This window comes from Mycobacterium simiae (genome assembly GCF_008370645.1).
GTDB classification, from domain to species: domain Bacteria; phylum Actinomycetota; class Actinomycetes; order Mycobacteriales; family Mycobacteriaceae; genus Mycobacterium; species Mycobacterium simiae_A.
Map to the genome: position 1 here is coordinate 1 of NZ_VTZN01000009.1, position 18,792 is coordinate 18,792.

Here is an 18,792-nt window from a genome sequence, read left to right on the forward strand (position 1 = left end):
CGCCGTGCGGATGGTTTCCGAAGGCGTCGACGTGCCTCGCTTGTCGGTGGGGATCTATGCCACGAGCGCGTCGACGCCGCTGTTTTTCGCCCAGGCGGTCGGCCGGTTCGTGCGATCCCGGCAAGCGGGTGAATCGGCAAGCATTTTCCTGCCGTCAGTACCCAACCTGCTGCAACTGGCCAGCGAGCTGGAGGCCCAACGCAACCACGTGCTGGGCAAACCGCACCGGGAATCCGGCGACGATCCGCTCGACAGTGAACCCGCCACCAGGACACAAATCGAACCGAGCGAACGAGGCTTCACCGCACTGGGCGCCGACGCCGAGTTAGACCAGGTGATCTTCGACGGGTCCTCGTTTGGCACAGCGGCTCCCGCCGGCAGCGACGAAGAGGCTGACTACCTCGGGATCCCCGGGTTGCTGGACGCCGAGCAGATGCGCGCCCTGCTGCACCGGCGCCAAGACGAGCAGCTAAAAAAGCGGTCCCAGCTTCACCACGGGGCCGCGCCAGGCCTGGCCCAGCCGCTGACCACCCATGGCCAACTCCGCGAGTTGCGCCGCGAACTCAACACCCTGGTGTCGATAGCGCATCACCGCACCGGCAAGCCGCATGGCTGGATACACAAGGAACTGCGCCGCCGGTGCGGAGGTCCGCCCATCGCCGCGGCAACCCGCGAGCAACTCAAAGCACGCATCGAAGAGTTGCGCCAGCTCAACGCGGAGCACGCGTGACCGCGACCGCTGGTCGGCCGCCCCAAGGCTCACCGGACTAGCCCTGGACTAGCCCGCGGCCCTAGTCGCCGACGGGTTCGTAGGCCACGACATCGGCGGAGGCGCCCAGCACCGCCGCCAGCTGCAGCTCGACCGCGGCTCGGATGTCGGATTCGACAGCCGCCACACAAAACACGTCGGCCGCGGTCGATCCGAACGTGTTGACCTTGGCCCACACAATGTCTGCGCCGGCACGTTCCAACGCACGAGTGAGCAGCGCCAGCAATCCTGGCCTATCCATGGCGCGGACTTCAAGGAGCAACTGACCTGAGGTGGCAGAGTCAAGCCAGAGCACCCGCGGCGGGGCGGTGGAGCGGGTCACGGGCACCCCGACCACTACCTCACCGGCCCGTTGGGACTCGACGCTGGTGGCCTCACTGTCACGCTTTTCCACCATGCCCAGGACGTCGATGTCGCCGCCGAGGGCACCGACGAACTGCTGACGCAGCAGGTCGGCCGGAGCGGGTGAACCAAAAAGCGGAGACACCACGAACTCGGTGATGGCAACGCCGTCGTAGCTGTTCACTGACGCCGAGTGAACACCCAGCGAATTCAGCGCCAGCACCGCGGCGGCCTTGGAAACCAATCCCGGCTCGTCGGGAGCAACCATCACCACCTGGTACATCCGGGCACTGTCGCCGGGCATGATCTCTACGTGCACCCCGTGGTCGACTGCCAATGAAAGATAATGGGGTGCAGTGGGATTCGCGTGTGGAAGGGGATCGCCGGCCATCACCACCCGGCAGCGCGACACCAAGTCTGCAACAAGCGAGGCCTTCCAGTCGCTCCATACCCCCGGGCCGGTGGCCTTCGAGTCTGCCTCGGTGAGCGCGTACAGCACGTCGAGCACTTGCGGGTCGCCGCCCAGGGCATCGGAGACGGCCTCGATGGTCTTGGGATCGTTTAGATCGCTGCGGGTGGCCACGATCGGCAGCAGCAGATGGTGGCGGACCAACTTCGAGAGCAGATCGATGTCGGCGGGCGGAAGCCCCAGCCGGTCACCGATTTGTAGGACCATCTCGGACCCAAGGATGCTGTGATCGGCGCCCCGACCCTTGCCGATGTCGTGCAGTAGCGCGCCAAGGGCGAGCAGATCCGGTCGCGCCACCCGGGTGGACAGCGGCGCGGCGTGCACGGCGGTCTCGATCGCATGCCGGTCCACGGTCCACTTATGTGCCACGTCACGGGGCGGGAGATCGCGGATTGCACTCCATTCCGGCAACAGTCTGCCCCATAGGCCGGTACGGTCGAGCGCTTCGATTGTTCCAACCGCGGTGGGTCCGGCGAGCAGGACCACCAGCAGGTCGTCCAGGACCTCGCGCGGCCACGGGGTCGGTAGCTCCGGGGCGCTGGTGGCCAGTCGGCTCAGCGTGGCGGCGCCGATGGGCAATCCGGTGTGGGCTGCCGCGGCGGCCACTCGCAACACCAGGCCGGGATCACGCTCTGGTTCGGCGTCACGGGCCAGCACGATTTCGCTGGCGTACTCGACGACGTCCTCATCGAGCGGTCGCCGCTTCGGTCGGCGCCGCAGGGCCGAGATGCCGCGCCGCGGCAACGCGTTGCTTGCGGTTCGAAGCCCGGTTTCGGCGTGGTAGGCGATGGTGCGGCCGGCACCGGAAAGCAGGCGCGCCAGGTCGAATCGGTCGCCATAGTGCAGTGCCGCGCTGATGTCGTCGGCGTGTTGGGCCAACAACAGGTCGCGTCCGCGGCCGGACACCCGGTGCAGTTCGGTGCGAACGTCGAGCAGGGTGAGGTAGGCAGCGTCGAGCGAGCCTGCCGGCATATTGGGAGCGGCCATGCCGTGGCGATCGATGAGTTGGGCGATCGCCAGGGCGTTGAGCAATTGCACATCGCGTAGGCCGCCCCGACCCGATTTCAGGTCGGGCTCGGCGCGCTGCGCGATGCGGCCCCAGCGCAGCCAACGATCATGCGTGAGTTGCACGAGTTCGTCCATGCGGGAACGAATTCCGCTGCGCCATTGCCGTCGAACGCCCTCGATCAAGCCCGCCGACAAGCGTTCGTCGCCGGCGATGTGGCGTGCTTCGAGCATGCCGAGGGCGGCTACCAAGTCAGAATTAGCCACCCCCACTGCGTCGGGGACGGTTCGGACGCTGTGGTCTAGCCGAATGTTCGCATCCCACAACGGATACCACAGCTTATCGGCAACCTCTCCCAAGACCTCGGCAGGCTTGCCGTCGTGCAGCACCAGCAAGTCGAGATCCGAATACGGCAGCAACTCACGTCGGCCGAGTCCGCCAACCCCGACGATCGCGAAGCCACTGTCCGCGGTGATTCCGATTTCAGCGGCCTTGGCAGTCAGCCAGGACTCATGCAGCTCCAACCAAGCCTGGCGCAGCTCGCACGGATCCAGCTCACGATGGTCATCGGACAGCAACTGACGCCGCGCGGCAGCCAAACTGGTTGCCGCGCGGGCGCTCTCTGTTTCCATGACCTCCGATTTCACATATCCCGGGCGGGTCGCACCTGACCGGCCCGCGCGGGTTGGCCTTGCCCTACGCGGCGATACTCACAGCGCGTCGGGTCCGCGTTCACCCGTGCGAACCCGCACGATGGTGTCCACCGGGCTAACCCACACCTTTCCGTCACCGATCTTGCCGGTGCGCGCCGCTCGGACGATGCTGTCCACCACCTTGTCGACGATGGAATCGTCGACAACGACCTCGATGCGAACCTTGGGCACGAAGTCAACCGAGTATTCAGCACCCCGGTAGACCTCGGTGTGGCCCTTCTGGCGTCCGTAACCCTGGATCTCGCTAACAGTCATTCCGAGCACTCCAGCCTCTTCCAGGCTGGTTTTGACGTCGTCGAGGGTGAACGGCTTCACGATCGCGGTGATCAGCTTCATTTCTATTCCGCCTCCACTTTCTGGGCCACTCTGTCCTGCAGGCCGTTAGGGGTGCCCGACAGGCTGGCGCGGGGAAGAACCGAACCGCTGGCCACCGCAAAGTCGTAGCCGCTCTCGGCGTGCTCAGACTCGTCGATACCCGCGGATTCCTGCTCTGCACCCAGACGCAGCCCGATGGTGTACTTCAGGATAAGCGCCAAGATCAGCGTGACAACGCCGGAGTAGACCAGAACGCTGAACGCGCCGATCGCCTGTCGCTCCAGCTGGTCGAAACCGCCGCCGTAGAACAGCCCCTTCGATACTCCAGCCACCCCATTAATCGCCACGCTTTCCGGCGCGGCGAGCAGGCCCACCAGCAAAGTGCCTACCAGACCACCGACCAGGTGCACCCCGACTACGTCGAGCGAGTCGTCAAAACCGAACTTGAACTTCAGCCCCACTGCCAGCGCGCACAGCACACCGGCCACCACGCCGATCGCCAAGGCGCCCACGACGTTGACCGACGAGCAGGACGGGGTGATGGCGACCAGTCCGGCAACGATGCCCGAGGCCGCGCCCAGGGTCGTAGCCTTGCCGTCGCGGATGCGCTCGGTGAGCAGCCAGCCGAGCATCGCCGCAGCCGTGGCCACCGTGGTGGTGATGAACGTCGAACCCGCAGCCCCGTTGGAGCTGGTCGCCGATCCAGCATTGAAGCCGTACCAGCCAAACCACAGTAGTCCGGCGCCGAGCATCACAAACGGCAGGTTGTGCGGCCGGAACAGGGTGGTGGGCCAGCCGCGGCGTTTGCCCAAGACGATCGCCAACACCAGGCCGGCCACACCAGCGTTGATGTGCACCGCGGTACCGCCAGCGAAGTCGATCGCATGCAGTTTGTTGGCAATCCAGCCGCCGCGCGCGGACGCGAACTTGTCGAAGGCGAAGACCCAGTGCGCCACGGGGAAGTACACGAACGTCGCCCATAATCCAGCAAACAGCAACCAGGCGCCGAACTTCATCCGGTCGGCGACCGCCCCCGAGATCAGCGCGACCGTGATGATCGCGAACATGAGTTGAAACGCCACGAACACGGTGGCCGGCAGGGTGCCCGCCAGCGGGACGTTGACGGCCGCGGTCTGGGTGGCGGCATCCGCGGGCACCCCGTTACCGCCGATGAGACCCTTGAGACCCCAGTAGTCGCCCGGGTTGCCGACGACGTTGGCCCTGTCGTCGCCGAAGGCCATCGAGTAGCCGTAGAGCACCCACAGCACGGTCACGACGCCCATCGCGCTGATGCTCATCATGATCATGTTCAGCACGCTCTTGGCGCGCACCATGCCGCCGTAGAAAAACGCCAGCCCCGGCGTCATCAACAACACGAGCGCAGAACTGGCCAACATCCACGCGGTATCGCCGGTGTTGGGCACACCCATGATCGGGAAATCACTCACTCGCTATCACCTCCAGTCAGCGTTGGGAGGGCCCCAGAGATACGACTGGGGACCTGATCCAGAACCATGCGCAGTAGTTGTTGCGCCGATGGGGCCGTGGTGTTTCGTGAGGATTAACGTAAGGGTTGCTGTGTAAGAGCTATGAGCCGAGCAGCGCGTCAACGAACGCCGCGGGCTCGAAGGGCGCCAGGTCGTCGGGGCCTTCCCCAAGCCCCACCAGTTTGACCGGGACTCCTAGCTCCTGTTGGACGCGGAACACGATGCCGCCCTTGGCCGTTCCGTCCAGCTTGGTGAGAACCACGCCGGTGATGTCGACGACCTCGGCGAAAACCCGCGCCTGGGCCAGTCCGTTCTGGCCGGTGGTGGCGTCGAGCACAAGTAACACCTCGTCAACAGCGGCTCGCCGGGTCACCACGCGCTTGACCTTGCCAAGCTCGTCCATCAGGCCAACCTTGGTGTGCAGCCGGCCCGCGGTGTCGACGAGGACGACGTCGGCGCCGGTCGTGATGCCCTTATCGACGGCGTCGAACGCCACCGACGCCGGGTCGGCGCCTTCGGCTCCGCGGACCACCTCCGCGCCCACTCGGGCGGCCCAGGTTTGCAATTGGTCTGCCGCCGCGGCCCGAAAGGTGTCGGCCGCGCCGAGCACCACGCGCCGGCCGTCGGCCACTAGCACCCGCGCCAGCTTGCCGACGGTGGTCGTCTTTCCGGTGCCGTTGACACCGACGACGAGCAGCACCGACGGATGGTCAGCATGCGGCAGCGCGCTAATCGAGCGGTTCAAACCGGGATGCAATTCGTTGATCAATACGTCCCGCAGCACCGCCCGGGCGTCGGCCTCGGTGCGGACGTTGGCGCTGGCCAGTCGGTTACGCAGCTGCGACACCACCGACTGCGTGGTCACCGGTCCGAGGTCGGCGACCAGCAGGGTGTCCTCGACGTCTTGCCAGGAGTCCTCGTCCAGGTCGCCGCCGCCGATCAAGCCCAATAGGCTGCGCCCGAAGGCGTTCTGGGATTTCGCGAGCCGCCCACGCAGACGTTCCAACCGGCCTTCCGGCGGGGCGATCTCCTCGACCCCGGGTGCCGGCGATGCGATGGTGTCGACTTCAGGTAGTTGCACGTCGGCGATCGGGCGCTTGAGAGCATCACGGGGAGTGGTCGCGTCGTCGCCTAATGCGGGCAGTCCGGTGGTGTCGATCCGTTCGACTGGTTCGACCGTCTCGACAGGTGGGGGTGCCTGACTGAAGGTGATGCCCGACTTAGCGGTGTAGCCGCCCGAACGGTCGATCGTCTCGGTCTGCGGCCGCTGCGAGAGGCTTATCCGGCGGCGCCGGTAGCGCAGCAAGCCGACGACCAGCGTGGCGATGACGACCAGGGCGGCGACGACCGCGATGGCGATCCACAAACCTTCTGACACACTGACATCCTTCCAGTACGGGCGCACCGCTTTGACAGGCCCCGCTGAGCGGGATCCGCGTCAGGTCAGGGCTGACCGCGAAACGTGCCTCGCACAGGTCTATCGCGACGACGCGTGGCCATTGCCAGGACGGCTCGATTGATCAACATCCTGGGAAGCCGCGGTACACGAAACTTTCTTGCTTGGCGACGAATCTGTCGGTTTCGTATCGCAGAGACCAGACCGCGGCGCCGCGCGGCGCCATTGGACTCGCCCGGCACAACGGGCGCGTCGAGAATGCGAAACTTGATTTCCGACGCCGTCTCTGGGGCGTCGTCAGAAGTGGCGGTGAGGAACCGATCTGGAAACGCCAATTTGGAAATCGTGCGGAAGGTGAGCAGGTACTGGCGGGCAAGCGGACCGGTCGTATAGGGAAGGTCGTAGGTGTCGCATACCGCCCGCACGCGCTGTGCGATCTCCGCGTAACGGTTACTCGGCAGATCAGGGAAAAGGTGGTGTTCGATTTGGTAGCAAAGGTTTCCACTGAGGAACGCCAGCACCGGACCGGCGCGAAAGTTCGAAGTGCCCAGCATCTGTCGCAGATACCATTCGGGTTTCGTTTCGCCTTCCAGCGCGGCAGGGGTGAACTTTTCCGCTCCGTCCGGAAAGTGCCCGCATGCGATCACTAGGTACGCCCAAACATTGCGCAACAGGTTAGCGGCCATGTTCGCCGCTAGTGTGCGACGCCATCGTCTAAGGCTGAGGGCGGGAAAAAATACAAAGTCCTTGCCGGCCTGCCGAGCTGTCTTGCGAATCAGCGCACGGGTTTGGGCGGACTTCGCAACGTCGGTTGCCGCGCGCTCATGCGCGGAATGCAATCCGTGCGCCGCGATGCCCCACTCGAACATTATTGCTAACAAGACGTTCCGCAGAGGTTGATATAGGTTACTCCGTCGCCACTTCTGGTCGCGAGTGACCCGCAGAACGCCGAAGCCGAGGTCGTCGTCCACGCCAACAACGTTGGTGAACACGTGGTGACGATAGTTGTGGGAATACCGCCACTGCGACGACACACCCGCCATGTCCCACTCCCAGGTATTGGAATAAATTTCGGGGTCGTTCATCCAATCCCATTGGCCGTGGCCGATGTTATGGCCAAGCTCCATGTTCTCGATGCTCTTGGCCGCGGCGAGCGCGATGGCACCCAGCACCCAGCCGAAACTGCTACGGCTGGCGGCGATGGTTAGGCGCGCGGCGATGTCGAGGAATCGTTGAAACGCGATGGCGCGCAAGATGTATGCCCTGTCGTTCTCGCCGCGTGCATCCTCGATGTCGCGGCGGATAGCGTCTAAGTCGACCGCAAGGGCCTCGAGTTCGGCGTCGCTCAGGTGCGCGTATTCGGCTACGTCCGTTATTGCCATCGATGCCTCACCGACGCTCAGAACAGGCGGCGTCGCGCCCTACTCGGTGGCTGGCGAAAATACTGGGGCGATTTGAGTGCGACGCCATCTGGGTCAGGGGTCTTTCTTGTTGGATTGGTTATGTGACTCGGAATTGGTTGCCGGGGCGGCCCAACCCCGAGCGCCATGCGATTTGATTGTTCCCGACGTGGGGACGTTGATCGCCGTGACCCACCAGTGCCGGAGCGCCGGGTAGCGTTCGCCGGCGCCAAGTTGCTTAGCTGACCGACCAGCCAAACGACTCGGGTGGTTCTTCATGCCACATACTCGCGGTTTGGCAGATGCGTTCGGCGACAGCGTCAACGGACGCTCGGGCGCTGTCGCCGGCATCACCACCGCATTGCGTGATCGGGAAGATGAAGCGGCCGTTCTTTCCCCATTGCCAGATCGCAGCGAAGTCTTCGCGGGCAAGAGGCCGAAAGATGACTTCGGTTCGCGCATCGTTGATCACGACTTCTAGCCAGGTCACGTACTCGACCTTGTCACCCGTCATCAGCCGCGGTTCATTATTGACGTGGACCTCCGCTGCACCACCAAGCCTCGTGCGGAGGGCCTGCGCGAGCGGCTGCAAGAGTTCCTGTTCAAATTGGTCTGCCTGATTCTTTTTCACTCCCGCTCCTTCGTCAGCAGGTTGCTCAGCACTTCGATCGTGTCACGTCCACCCGCACCTTTGTTCGAATCGTTTGTACTTGCCGCAGTCACGTCGCCGCAACTGACACGGCAGTTCGGCTGGCGAGACGCGAAACTGGTCACCGGAGGATGCCTGTCCATCCGTGATGAACAATGGCGTCGGAATCCTAAAGAAACCCACATCACGCGAGTCTGTCGACGCGGTTAAGTTGCTGCCGGTGCATCACATCCCGATTCCTTCAGGGTGGTCAGCCGCGTCGTCGGACTGGTCGGCCATGCCCGGCGGCGTCGGCGGTCTGCGTCGGCGACCACGACCTGGCCATCGGTCGCGAGCCTGCTTCTCTGGCGCGCTTCGTGGTTTCGGTGGCGAGGACGACGAGAACCGTGGCGGCTCCGACCGCCATTGAGGCGTTCACAACGTTAGTGCGGACAGCCATGCCAACTCCGGAATTGGTTGAGCACGGTGAGCAGGATGATCATTGCGTTTTACCTAGATTCGATGTCGCGGATCTCGCGTTACTCAGTCGGGCTTGCCGATCCGGGTGTAGGACGTGCTTCATTGTGCTCCTGCCTGTGGGGCGTGATCGTGAACTCGCTTTCATATTGCGGGCTTCAGAGGCGGCGTGCGCGGCGAAACGGCTTACGGTGCGGTCCGGGTCCTGGGCGGGGAGAAGATGCGGCCGCGTTTCGGTCCTCGAGTGGGCCGCTTGGGCGTGCACAGTGCATTGTCACTGTCACTGTCACTGCCGCTGCTGGTGTCGGGACGGGTGATCGGGGCGATCGATGTCTACGCCCACGGCAAGGATGTCTTCGATGAGCACGCGGCCGAGCTTGGGCAACTGTTCGCACAACCCGCGGCGGTGGCGGTGCACAACGCCCAGATCCTCGCGCAGGCTATGGCCCTTATGGCCCTTATGGCCGTTATGGCCCTTACCGCCCAGCTGCAAACGGATGGTCGCTAAACCGGCCCAGTTACTCGTTTTGCGCCGTTCCTGGGGTTAGACGTTGTGGCTGCGCCGCCGATGGTGGCCAATGGTGGCCGATGCCGATAGTGGCCGTCAGTGAAGTCGTGGTACCAGGTCGAGTCCCCCGGCGTCGGCAGCCCTGCTTGTCGCAGCGCGGTCGACAGCGGACGGTAGGAGGGCGTGAGCGGTATGCGGTCAACGATGTGGACGATGGCCGGACACTGATCCCGGGGAAGGCCCCCCAACGCGGTGGTTAGGCTAGCCGCGTTCAGGACGGCGTCTTTGCCGAGCGTCACAGCCACGACCGCGACGTCGTGCGTGTCGGTCGCCACGGGATAGACCACGGCCAGGTCGATCGCGGTGATGCCGCCGAGGGCGTCGCAAATCGGCTGGCAAAAGACCGGTCCGCGCACCGACTGGATCACGGTGTTCCGGTTGTCGACGAACCAGTAGTCGCCGTCGCTGTCGCGGCGAAACAGGTGTTCTGTGGTAATCCACGTGTCGCCTTCGGCGAATACCGAGCGCATCGCCACGTGTGCGGCATCGAGGCCGGAGCGCGGCTTCGCTAACAGTAAACCCACCTCGTCGTCCACGCAGGGGCGCACGAAACCGTGGTCATCCTCGATGAACCGGCCGGTCGCTGCGTCGTAGCCGCCGAGCCGGATCTCCGTGCTGCCCGGCAGCGGCCGACCCCTAGCCCCAATCTTCGTGCCGGCGACATTGGCCAGCACCGCGTCCCCCTCGGTGGAGGCATAGAACTCCAGCACTCGGGCGGGAGCGAATCGGTCGGTAACCTTGCGCCACAGCCCGGTCGGCATTCCGGCTCCGATGAACAGGCGGATCGGATGATGTTCGGCAAGCTCGGGCGACGTCGCCTCCACCAGTTCGACCAGCAGGGCCCAGGTATAGGTCACCACCGTGACCCCGTAGCGGTGAACCTCGTCGGCGAACCGCGTCGGGTCGACGCCCCGGGTCAGAGCGATACGCGACCCGCCCGCGACCGCGCCGCCGAGGCCGACCATCAGACCCGACGGATGGTGCAGCGGGGTCACGCAGTAAATCGTGTCACCGCGGCCGAGCGCGGCGGCGGTGGCCGTGCCGTAGGCCGACAGCGCCCACCGATGATTGGTGACCTCCTTGATCACCCGTCGTCCTCCCGTCGTGCTGAAAAACACGAAGGCGAGATCACTAGCCCGGCCCGGATTCGGCCGATACCACTGGGGCAGCCGCTCGGCGGGCAGGTCGAGGCGGTCCAGCTCGACGATCTGGTCCGACTCCGTCGGGCAGCGGTCCGCGGTGCGGCCACGACCGAGGACGAGCACCCTGGCGCCGGTCGCGGTGGCCGCCGCCAGATGGTGGGAATCCGTGACGATGTCGGCCACCTCGCACAGCTGGACGGCGGCGGCAAGGTCGGCGTCCGGGGGTAGTAGCACCGCCACCGCGCCAAGCCGCGACAGTGCCGCGATCGCGGTCACGGCGCTGGGGCTGGTGTCCATCAACACACCGATGTGGGCTCCCTGCCGGATACCGGCGGCGACGAGGCCGCGCACCGCATCGTCGATGCGGTGATCAACCGCCGCGTTGGTGTGCACCCGATCCTCGAAGAGGAAGCATTCCTCCTCGGGAGCTCTGTTCGCCTGGTCGGCCATCAACCCGCCCAACGACACTCGGGTATGAGGCTGCAGTCGCCCGAGACGGGCGAGCCGGGGCACGGTACGCACTGCCTCCCCGGCGATCTCCCTGCCGCTGCGAGCCGCCCCCGCCGCTGCGTCGGCCAACCCCAGGCCCACACCGATGCCCAGTTCGGCCAGCACACCCGCGGAGTGACCGATCCACGCCGACAGCCCGGCAGCGCCATCGCCCCCGACGCTGGAGCCCGACACCATCGCCATTACGCCCTCCGGCCTGGGCCCTCGACCGTCTTGCCACAGCACCCAATTACCGACGGTCGGCCAGGTGCGCGTGGCGGCGGTTGACCCGACAACGAGACCGAAGTGGCCCGCCCGCAACGGCGCCTCGGACACCTCGGCGCGGGGAGCAGCCCGCACGATTCCTCGCACGGACGCAGGTTGGCCAATGTTATCGACCTCGCCGAGGAACACAAGGACCGGACAAGTGATTTCGGCGAGCGTGATCAACGTGCCATCGATCACCGCGCCGCCGGCCATCATGCGGTTATGGACCACGAACTGCCGCAACAGTTCGGCGACCGCGGGACCCGACCATGCCACCCAGCCCTCCGCCTCGAGGAAGCGGCGTTGCTGTTCTCGGGGCAGCAGCGCCTCTCGGTCATGGAGTTGCCGGAGGAAATCCCATCTGGCCCGAACCGTCTTGATCGGGTCCAGAAGTTGAAACCCGGCGCGGGCCATCCACCCGGACACGGAGAGACGGTTGAAGAGGTGGTCGGCAACCAGCTGGGCGCCTCGGACCGCCAGGGCCGCGGGAATTCCGAACGGCAGACCACTGAGTGAGTCGACGGCGCTGCCGAATGTGATGACGCTGGCCAGGCCTTCGGAGCGGCGGTAGGCCGCGGTTTGATAGCAGAACATGCCGCCCTGCGAGTAGCCCGCCAAATGCACGTTGCGGCCGGTGTGTGCCCGGACCGAGTCGACGATCCGGCTCAGCGCGACGACATGGTCGCTCAAAGTGCGTTCGAGCCCACCGCTTTCTCGGTCCGGTGAGCCGAAGTCCACCACCCACGGGTCCACACCGAGATCGTGCAGGATGCCGACCGCGCCCTGGTCTCTGGTGACGTCAAACACGTTGGCCGACATCATCATCGGCGGCACGAGTACTACCGGTGGTCGTGACCGATCAGTTGCGCTGTCGGGAAAGTACCGTCGAAGCCGGTACATGTCGCACCGCTCCACGATCTGAAACGGCGACGGACGGGATCCGGTCTCAAGCCCACCGAACCGCAACACCTCGGCACCGTTCTGCATGGTCGCGATGACCCGATTGACCGGACCCGCAAACAGGCTGCTACGCCATGTCACCGTAACCCCACGTCACGCCGACACTCCCGCGGATCGCACTGCCAAGGTCACCGAATCGACACTACGCGCAGCAAGGGCGCCACGTCGGGTCCGGTAACCGGGCGCACTTATCCGGATGATTCCCCGGCTGCGCGTTGACACGACGCCAATCCAGCGCAATTCGTAGCATCACGGCGGGATCCAACCGCGATTTCAGCGCTCAATACCCCGGCACGATGAACGCGTAGGGCACAACGCCTGAAACGAGCTCATCCCATTCCGGGCCTGTCCGGTGCAGCTAATCGGCGTCCATACCATCAAAGCCATCGCATCGCTCAACTTCAGCAATTGGTGCCGGCACCGGCAGACGCGGGCGCAGCCGCACAGCTGCCTTGATGCAGATCAAACCCCCCCGAAAATCACGAGTCTGTGTCCTGAAAGGCTACCGCTGCAGAAAAGTCGCTGCTCGACCTCGCTCAGCATCGCGCCACCGTCGCCAAAGAAAGTCGCAAACAAACGCCTGTCCAGTGAAACGAGCCATTCACCAGCTCCGCAAGCCAAAGCTTCCCCAACCTCCCCCGCCACCGCCCGCGCCGCGATAAGGCGCAAGATCGTACACCGGCACGATGTATCGTCGCCGTCTTCGGGTCCAGCTGGCCACCAAGGACACCGAGATCAAGACTTGAAGTCGAAAGTGCGAGAGCAGGAATCGACAATCACGCTGTGGTCTACAGGCAACTCGCTCCACCCTGCCGGTGTTGCCGCGATCTATTGAATCCAGTTGATCCTTCGGCCTACCGCAAGTCACTTTTCGCGAGTGGGCACCCTCGGCGAGGACTCGCACGCTGTGACAGTTGTTTGCTGCCTTGACATCTCAACCTCGCGTGCACGGCCGCATTGACATACCACCTCAACAGGCGTGTACTGGAGTTCCTATGCAGGTCGAGGTGTGACATGTTTTTCGTTTCTGCCCTTTGCGTTTCAGTCGCTAAGCCAAGTCGTGAATCCGCAAAGCCACGGTGCGCGTGATGGCGCTGCGCGTAGTGATCATGCACATAATGGCCGTTGTGGAGCGCGCTGCCAGCAGGGCCGCAGACGCCCGATGGGTCGCCGAACGCCTTCGACGCGACGAGGGGTTCGCTGAAACCAGCCGCGACAACCGACTGGTGTACCAACGGTGGGCCGACACCCGGCACCGCGACCCCGCAATGAAGACGGCCAACCTGCAGAACCATTACGAGAACGTCTAGTACCGCTTGCCTCCGGGCAGCCGAGCCGGCGATGGCTCCAACATGAAGCCGACATCAAACCCACCGCGGTTCAAGGAAATTCGACACCTACCGCAGAACGGCCAGATCTTTTGGCGTGGTCTCGCTCTCGGCTCGGCGCCATCGACCGCGTGCTCTACAACCACAGCGAATGGTCAAGATCACCAAGGACACTCATGATAAGAGGTCGAGCGGTACGGCTCGACAGTTACCGTCTCCAGCCGATCAACATCATCGAAGTCCTCGGAGCCAGCCGCAGCGTGATCGTACTGTTGGTGGTGCCGCCCAATTGCGATCCAAGTAATGCGCCCGCCGCCATGACGGCGGCCGCAGAACCGAATAACGTCTTGACAGCCGACAGGCTTCTTAACCGACTCGGCACGAAACCCAACCAGCTCGATGTATATGGACAGGATCGGGCGCATCATGACGCACATCGCTGGAGCACTAGTCATAGCAATCATGTCGACATGGGTGTCGACTCCGACGGATCGTCCGGACCCAAAAACCGCCGAAGAACCACCTCGCGCGCCGACGTTGGCCACCCCGTTGAAAACATGGAACCTCGCGCAGCCCAATTGATTCTTGACGCCAAAGGCGGTGCCGCTGCCCAGGAAACAGAATGAGCGATGCTGGGCCGGCTCGATGATCCCGAAACGGTTGTGTAGTGTCATCTGCTGCACGATCGCAAACGACGCAGCATTCCGACAGCAACCCTAAGAAGGGTTGGACACCAGCCGATCGACTTGCTGGCCGCGTATCCGCTGCGAGATCACCGCGGTAATGCCATCGCCCTGCATGGTCACGCCGTAGAGCGCGTCAGCAACTTCCATTGTCGGCTTTTGGTGGGTGATGATGATGAGCTGCGACCGGCCCCGCAGCTGTTCGAACAGGCCGATCAGCCGGCGCAGGTTGGTGTCGTCCAGGGCGGCCTCCACTTCGTCCATGATGTAGAACGGCGACGGGCGGGCCCGGAAGATCGCCACCAGCATCGCCACCGCGGTCAACGCCTTTTCGCCGCCAGACAGCAAAGAAAGCCGGGTCACCTTCTTGCCCGGCGGACGCGCCTCCACCTCAATTCCGGTGGTCAGCATGTCGTCGGGCTGGGTGAGCCGCAGCCGCCCTTCCCCGCCGGGGAACAGCGAGCTGAACACGGTCCGGAATTCGCGTTCAACGTCGATGAACGCATCACTGAACACCTGCAGGATGCGGGCATCAACATCAGCGATGACGTCGAGCAGATCCTTGCGGGCAGCCTTGACGTCTTCGAGTTGTGTCGACAGGAAGTTGTAGCGCTCTTCCAGTGCGGCAAACTCTTCCAGGGCAAGCGGATTGACTCGGCCCAGCTCGGTCAGTTCCCGCTCGGCACGTTTGGCACGACGCTCCTGGGTGGCGCGGTCGAACGGCATCGGGGCCGGTGTGACCACTTGCTCGCCGCGTTCGCGGGCCTGCTCGAACTCAGCCACCTCCAACTCGGTGGGCGGCAACGGAACATGGGGACCGTACTCGGCGACCAGATCGGCCGGCGCCATGCCGAACTGCTCAAGCACCATCTGCTCGAGCTGTTCGATTCGCAGCTCCGCCTGGGCGTTTGCTACCTCGTCGCGGTGCAGTGAATCCGTCAGTGCCGCTACCCGAGCACTCACTGCGTTGGCCTCGTCTCGAACCGCTGCCATAGCCGCCGACCGCTCCCGCCGTTCGGCGGCCAGCGCGTCACGCAATTGCGACGCAGCGTCGACCACCCGGTTCAACCGCCCTGCGACGAGCCGCCCGGACTCAGCGACCGCGGCGGCTACCGCAGCCGAGCGCAGTCGTGCGGCTCGGGCCTGTTCGGCCCGCAGCCGTGCCTCCCGTTCGGCCACGGCGGCGCGGCGCAGCGAGTCGGCGCGCCCACGTACCGCGTTGGCGCGCTCCTCAGCGGTACGCACCGCCAACCGCGCCTCCACTTCGACCGTCCGCGCGTTCTCGGCAGCGACGGCGATCTCCTGCCGGTCGCCGGGTTCGACCGCGTGCGTGTGCTGGGTCTGTTGGGCGTTGCGCAGCCGAGTCTCCAGCTCGACCACCTCCTCGATCGTCTGCGCTCGCCCCGCCTCCAGCTCCTCCCGCTGTCGCAACAGCCTGGTCCACTCTTCCTCGGAGACGCGCGCATCCTGGCCGAGCCGGCCCAGCTGCTCGTACATCGCAGAGATCGCGGTGTCGGACTCATTGAGCGCGGCCAACGCCTGGTCGGCTAAGTCTTGGCGAGCAACCTGCTCGGCCAGCGCGCCGGACAGTGCCGCGCTCAGTTGAGCTGCCTGCGCCTCAGCTGCGGCCAGCTCGCTGCGGGCCTTATCGATCTCCGAGGTGATCTCCAGCGTGCTGGGCTTACGGTCAGAGCCGCCGCTGACCCAGCCGGCGCCCACCAGGTCACCATCCGTGGTCACCGCGCGCAGCCGGGGTCGCGCTGCCACCAGATCCAGCGCTTGGGCTAGGTCATTGACCACCGCGACACCCGAAAGCATCGCGGTCATCGCGCCGCGCAGCCGCGGCGGCGCCTCGATCAGGTCCAGTGCCCACCGCGCCCCGCCCGGAAGCGCGGCTGCCGGCTCGGACTGGGCGGGCCAGTCACTCAACACCAGCGCCGCGCGGCCGCCGTCGGCGTCCTTGAGCGCCTTGACCGCGCTACGCGCCGCGCCCAAGCTTTCCACCGCCAAGGCGTCGGCCGCTGCCCCCAGCACCGCAGCCAGGGCGGCCTCATAACCCGAACGTACTTTGACCAGTTGGGCAACCGAGCCGAGCAGCCCAGCGGGACCGAGGTTTCGGGCTAGCCACGCCGCGCCGTCCTTGCGGTCCAGTCCCACCGACAGGGCGTCGATGCGGGCCCGCAGCGACGCCACCCGGCGCTCGGCGTCCCGCTCGGCGACCTGCAGTTCGGCCACCCGCTGGTCGGCCAGCCGCAGCGCGGCCACCGTCCGTTCGTGCTGCTCGTCAAGTCCGATCTCGCCCTGATCCAGTTCGCCGACGCGCCCCTGCACAACTTCGAACTCGAAGCGGGTCTGTTGCGCGCGCGCAGCGGCGTCGTCGATGCGTTCGGACAACCGCGCGACACTGTCGTCGATCGACTCAACGCGGGCCCGCATGGTTTCCACCTGCCCGGCCAGCCGGGCCAGGCCCTCACGCCGATCAGCCTCGGCGCGAACCGCCGCCAGATGAGCACGATCAGCCTCGGCGGCCTGGCGCTCGCGGTCAGCCAACTCCGCGCGCGCGGCATCCAGCCGGGTGCGTGCCGCGGCCAGCTCGACCAGCAGCCGCTGTTCCGCGACGGACACCCGCTCGGCCTCGGCTTCCAGCGCATCCGGGTCGGTGTCGCTGTTGGCCACCGGCTCGACGTCGAGATGGTGAGCGCGCTCGCTGGCAATGCGCACGGTCGCGCCCACTCGCTCGGCCAGCGCCGACAGCCCGAACCAGGTGTGCTGTACCGCCTCGGTCGTTGCGGATAGCTCGGCCAACGCCGACTCGTGGGCCGCCAGCTCGGTGGCGGCCACCGAAAGCCGGGCGGTGGCCTCGTCATGCTCGCGACGCATCGTGGCCTCGGCGTCGACGATGGCTTCCCGCTCGGCCCGCCGGCTGACCAAATCATCGGCGGCAAGTCGCAGCCGGGCGTCGCGCAGGTCGGCCTGAATCGTCTGGGCACGGCGGGCCACCTCCGCCTGTCGACCCAACGGCTTGAGCTGGCGACGCAGTTCAGTCGTTAGGTCGGTGAGCCGGGCTAGGTTCGCCGACATGGAATCGAGCTTGCGCAGCGCCTTCTCTTTGCGCTTGCGATGCTTGAGCACGCCCGCGGCCTCTTCGATGAATGCCCGGCGGTCCTCCGGCCGCGACTGCAGGATCTCGTCGAGCTTGCCCTGCCCGACGATCACATGCATCTCGCGGCCAATGCCGGAGTCGCTCAACAGCTCCTGGACATCCATCAAACGGCAACTGCTGCCGTTGATTTCGTACTCACTGGCGCCGTCGCGGAACATCCGCCGGGTGATCGACACCTCGCTGTACTCGATCGGCAGCGCATGGTCGGAATTGTCGATGGTGACGGTGACTTCGGCACGGCCCAGCGGGGCACGTGAGGAGGTGCCGGCGAAGATGACGTCCTCCATCTTGCCGCCGCGCAGCGTCTTGGCCCCCTGCTCCCCCATCACCCACGCCAGGGCGTCGACCACGTTGGACTTGCCGGATCCGTTGGGCCCGACGACAACGGTGATACCCGGCTCGAACCGCAGAGTCGTTGGCGCGGCGAAGGATTTGAAGCCCTTCAACGTCAGACTCTTGAGGTACACGAGCAGCCAGATTACCGCTCGACGAATCCACTGAACTGCTCCGTGGCCTCCGACCAGTCGGCGACCACCTGGTCCACGCGCCCAGGGGTGGCGCCGCCCCGCAGCAGCTGCAGCAACTGCTCGCCCGACTCACGGGGTCCCTGGGCGACCACCAGGACGCGGCCGTCGGCGTGGTTGGCCGCATAGCCGGTGAGTCCGAGCTCGAGCGCCCGACAGCGAGTCCACCAGCGAAAACCGACTCCTTGGACCCGCCCATGCACCCAGGCGGTCAGGCGCACGTCCGGAGCTGACGTGGACGAGGCATCAACGACCTCGAAGGTGACGGTGGTCCCTGACTTGAGCGTGCGCCCGACGGTACACACCCGATCGACGGCCCGGTTGACGACCAGCAGCACGCGCTCCTTCTCGTCGGCGCTGAGGCCCGTCAGATCAAGCTGCAGGGTCTCCTCCAGTAGTGGATAGCGCTCCTGGTCGCGGTCGGCCGCGCCGGAGACCGTGAGCACCGCTTGGTAGCCATCACCGAGGCGACGAGCCAACGGCTGGTCGCTGGCCATGCCGCTGCAGGCGGCGAGCGCGATCTTCATCAGCTCACCGGGGGTGAATACCCCGTCCACGTCCGCGGAGCCGACGAGTACCTGCGCTCCGCGCGAGCTGTATCCCGTATAGCGGCGGGTGCCGGTGCGTTCCACCCACAGTTGCGTCATGGCTTCTTTCTATCGCGTT

12 protein-coding genes and 2 pseudogenes are annotated in these 18,792 nt (G+C 65.4%); 4 read left to right on the forward strand and 10 right to left on the reverse strand.

What is annotated here, in order from left to right; genetic code table 11:
• Positions 1-730, forward strand: a pseudogene (locus F0Q45_RS02970) (ATP-dependent helicase); the annotation flags it as partial.
• A 61-nt stretch (positions 731-791) separates the two neighbouring features.
• Here the strand turns inward: F0Q45_RS02970 and F0Q45_RS02975 are convergent.
• The 6 genes from F0Q45_RS02975 to F0Q45_RS03000 all read right to left on the reverse strand — a co-directional run bounded on the left by F0Q45_RS02975 (position 792) and on the right by F0Q45_RS03000 (position 8,528).
• Positions 792-3,218 carry a [protein-PII] uridylyltransferase gene (locus F0Q45_RS02975; protein ID WP_149652488.1) on the reverse strand — a complete coding sequence of 809 codons (2,427 nt, stop codon included), beginning with the start codon at positions 3,216-3,218 and terminating at the stop codon, positions 792-794.
• 78 nt (positions 3,219-3,296) lie between these two features.
• Entirely contained in the window at positions 3,297-3,635 is a 339-nt protein-coding gene (glnB, locus tag F0Q45_RS02980) for a nitrogen regulatory protein P-II (RefSeq protein ID WP_012393592.1), read from the reverse strand.
• 2 nt (positions 3,636-3,637) lie between these two features.
• Positions 3,638-5,062: an ammonium transporter gene (locus F0Q45_RS02985; protein WP_149652489.1), complete on the reverse strand. Its 1,425-nt coding sequence runs from the start codon at positions 5,060-5,062 to the stop codon at positions 3,638-3,640.
• Positions 5,063-5,201: 139 nt separating this feature from the next.
• Positions 5,202-6,479, reverse strand: a complete 1,278-nt coding sequence (gene ftsY, locus F0Q45_RS02990; protein WP_149652490.1) for a signal recognition particle-docking protein FtsY — start codon at positions 6,477-6,479, stop codon at positions 5,202-5,204.
• A gap of 65 nt (positions 6,480-6,544) precedes the next feature.
• Positions 6,545-7,879, reverse strand: a complete 1,335-nt coding sequence (locus F0Q45_RS02995) for a fatty acid desaturase family protein (RefSeq protein WP_149652491.1) — start codon at positions 7,877-7,879, stop codon at positions 6,545-6,547.
• Positions 7,880-8,135: 256 nt separating this feature from the next.
• Positions 8,136-8,528, reverse strand: coding sequence for a hypothetical protein (locus F0Q45_RS03000; protein WP_149652492.1), 393 nt, complete (start codon positions 8,526-8,528; stop codon positions 8,136-8,138).
• A gap of 643 nt (positions 8,529-9,171) precedes the next feature.
• On the opposite strand from F0Q45_RS03000, the gene F0Q45_RS03005 reads away from it, so the two are divergent.
• Positions 9,172-9,510, forward strand: coding sequence for a GAF domain-containing protein (locus tag F0Q45_RS03005; RefSeq protein WP_306439420.1), 339 nt, complete (start codon positions 9,172-9,174; stop codon positions 9,508-9,510).
• On the opposite strand, the gene F0Q45_RS03010 is transcribed toward F0Q45_RS03005, so the two are convergent.
• On the reverse strand, positions 9,507-12,509 hold the full coding sequence (locus F0Q45_RS03010) for an AMP-binding protein (protein WP_262490844.1): 3,003 nt from the start codon (positions 12,507-12,509) through the stop codon (positions 9,507-9,509). The genes F0Q45_RS03005 and F0Q45_RS03010 overlap by 4 nt on opposite strands.
• A gap of 1,007 nt (positions 12,510-13,516) precedes the next feature.
• On the opposite strand from F0Q45_RS03010, the gene F0Q45_RS03015 reads away from it, so the two are divergent.
• Together F0Q45_RS03015 and F0Q45_RS03020 are read left to right on the forward strand one after the other, a co-directional pair.
• Positions 13,517-13,738 (forward strand): hypothetical protein, encoded by a 222-nt coding sequence (locus F0Q45_RS03015; RefSeq protein WP_149652493.1) that lies wholly within the window; start codon positions 13,517-13,519, stop codon positions 13,736-13,738.
• Positions 13,666-14,382, forward strand: coding sequence for a DUF5994 family protein (locus tag F0Q45_RS03020; RefSeq protein WP_262490845.1), 717 nt, complete (start codon positions 13,666-13,668; stop codon positions 14,380-14,382). The genes F0Q45_RS03015 and F0Q45_RS03020 overlap by 73 nt, the downstream gene beginning before the upstream one ends.
• Positions 14,383-14,472: 90 nt before the next feature.
• Here F0Q45_RS03020 and smc read toward each other — a convergent pair whose 3' ends face one another.
• The 3 genes and pseudogenes from smc to F0Q45_RS28980 all read right to left on the reverse strand — a co-directional run.
• Positions 14,473-18,069, reverse strand: coding sequence for a chromosome segregation protein SMC (gene smc / locus F0Q45_RS03025; protein WP_149652495.1), 3,597 nt, complete (start codon positions 18,067-18,069; stop codon positions 14,473-14,475).
• An 11-nt stretch (positions 18,070-18,080) separates the two neighbouring features.
• Positions 18,081-18,347, reverse strand: a complete 267-nt coding sequence (locus F0Q45_RS28975; protein ID WP_262490846.1) for an acylphosphatase — start codon at positions 18,345-18,347, stop codon at positions 18,081-18,083.
• 15 nt (positions 18,348-18,362) lie between these two features.
• Positions 18,363-18,773 (reverse strand): annotated as a pseudogene (locus F0Q45_RS28980) (OsmC family protein); the annotation flags it as partial.
• Positions 18,774-18,792: the final 19 nt, after the last annotated feature.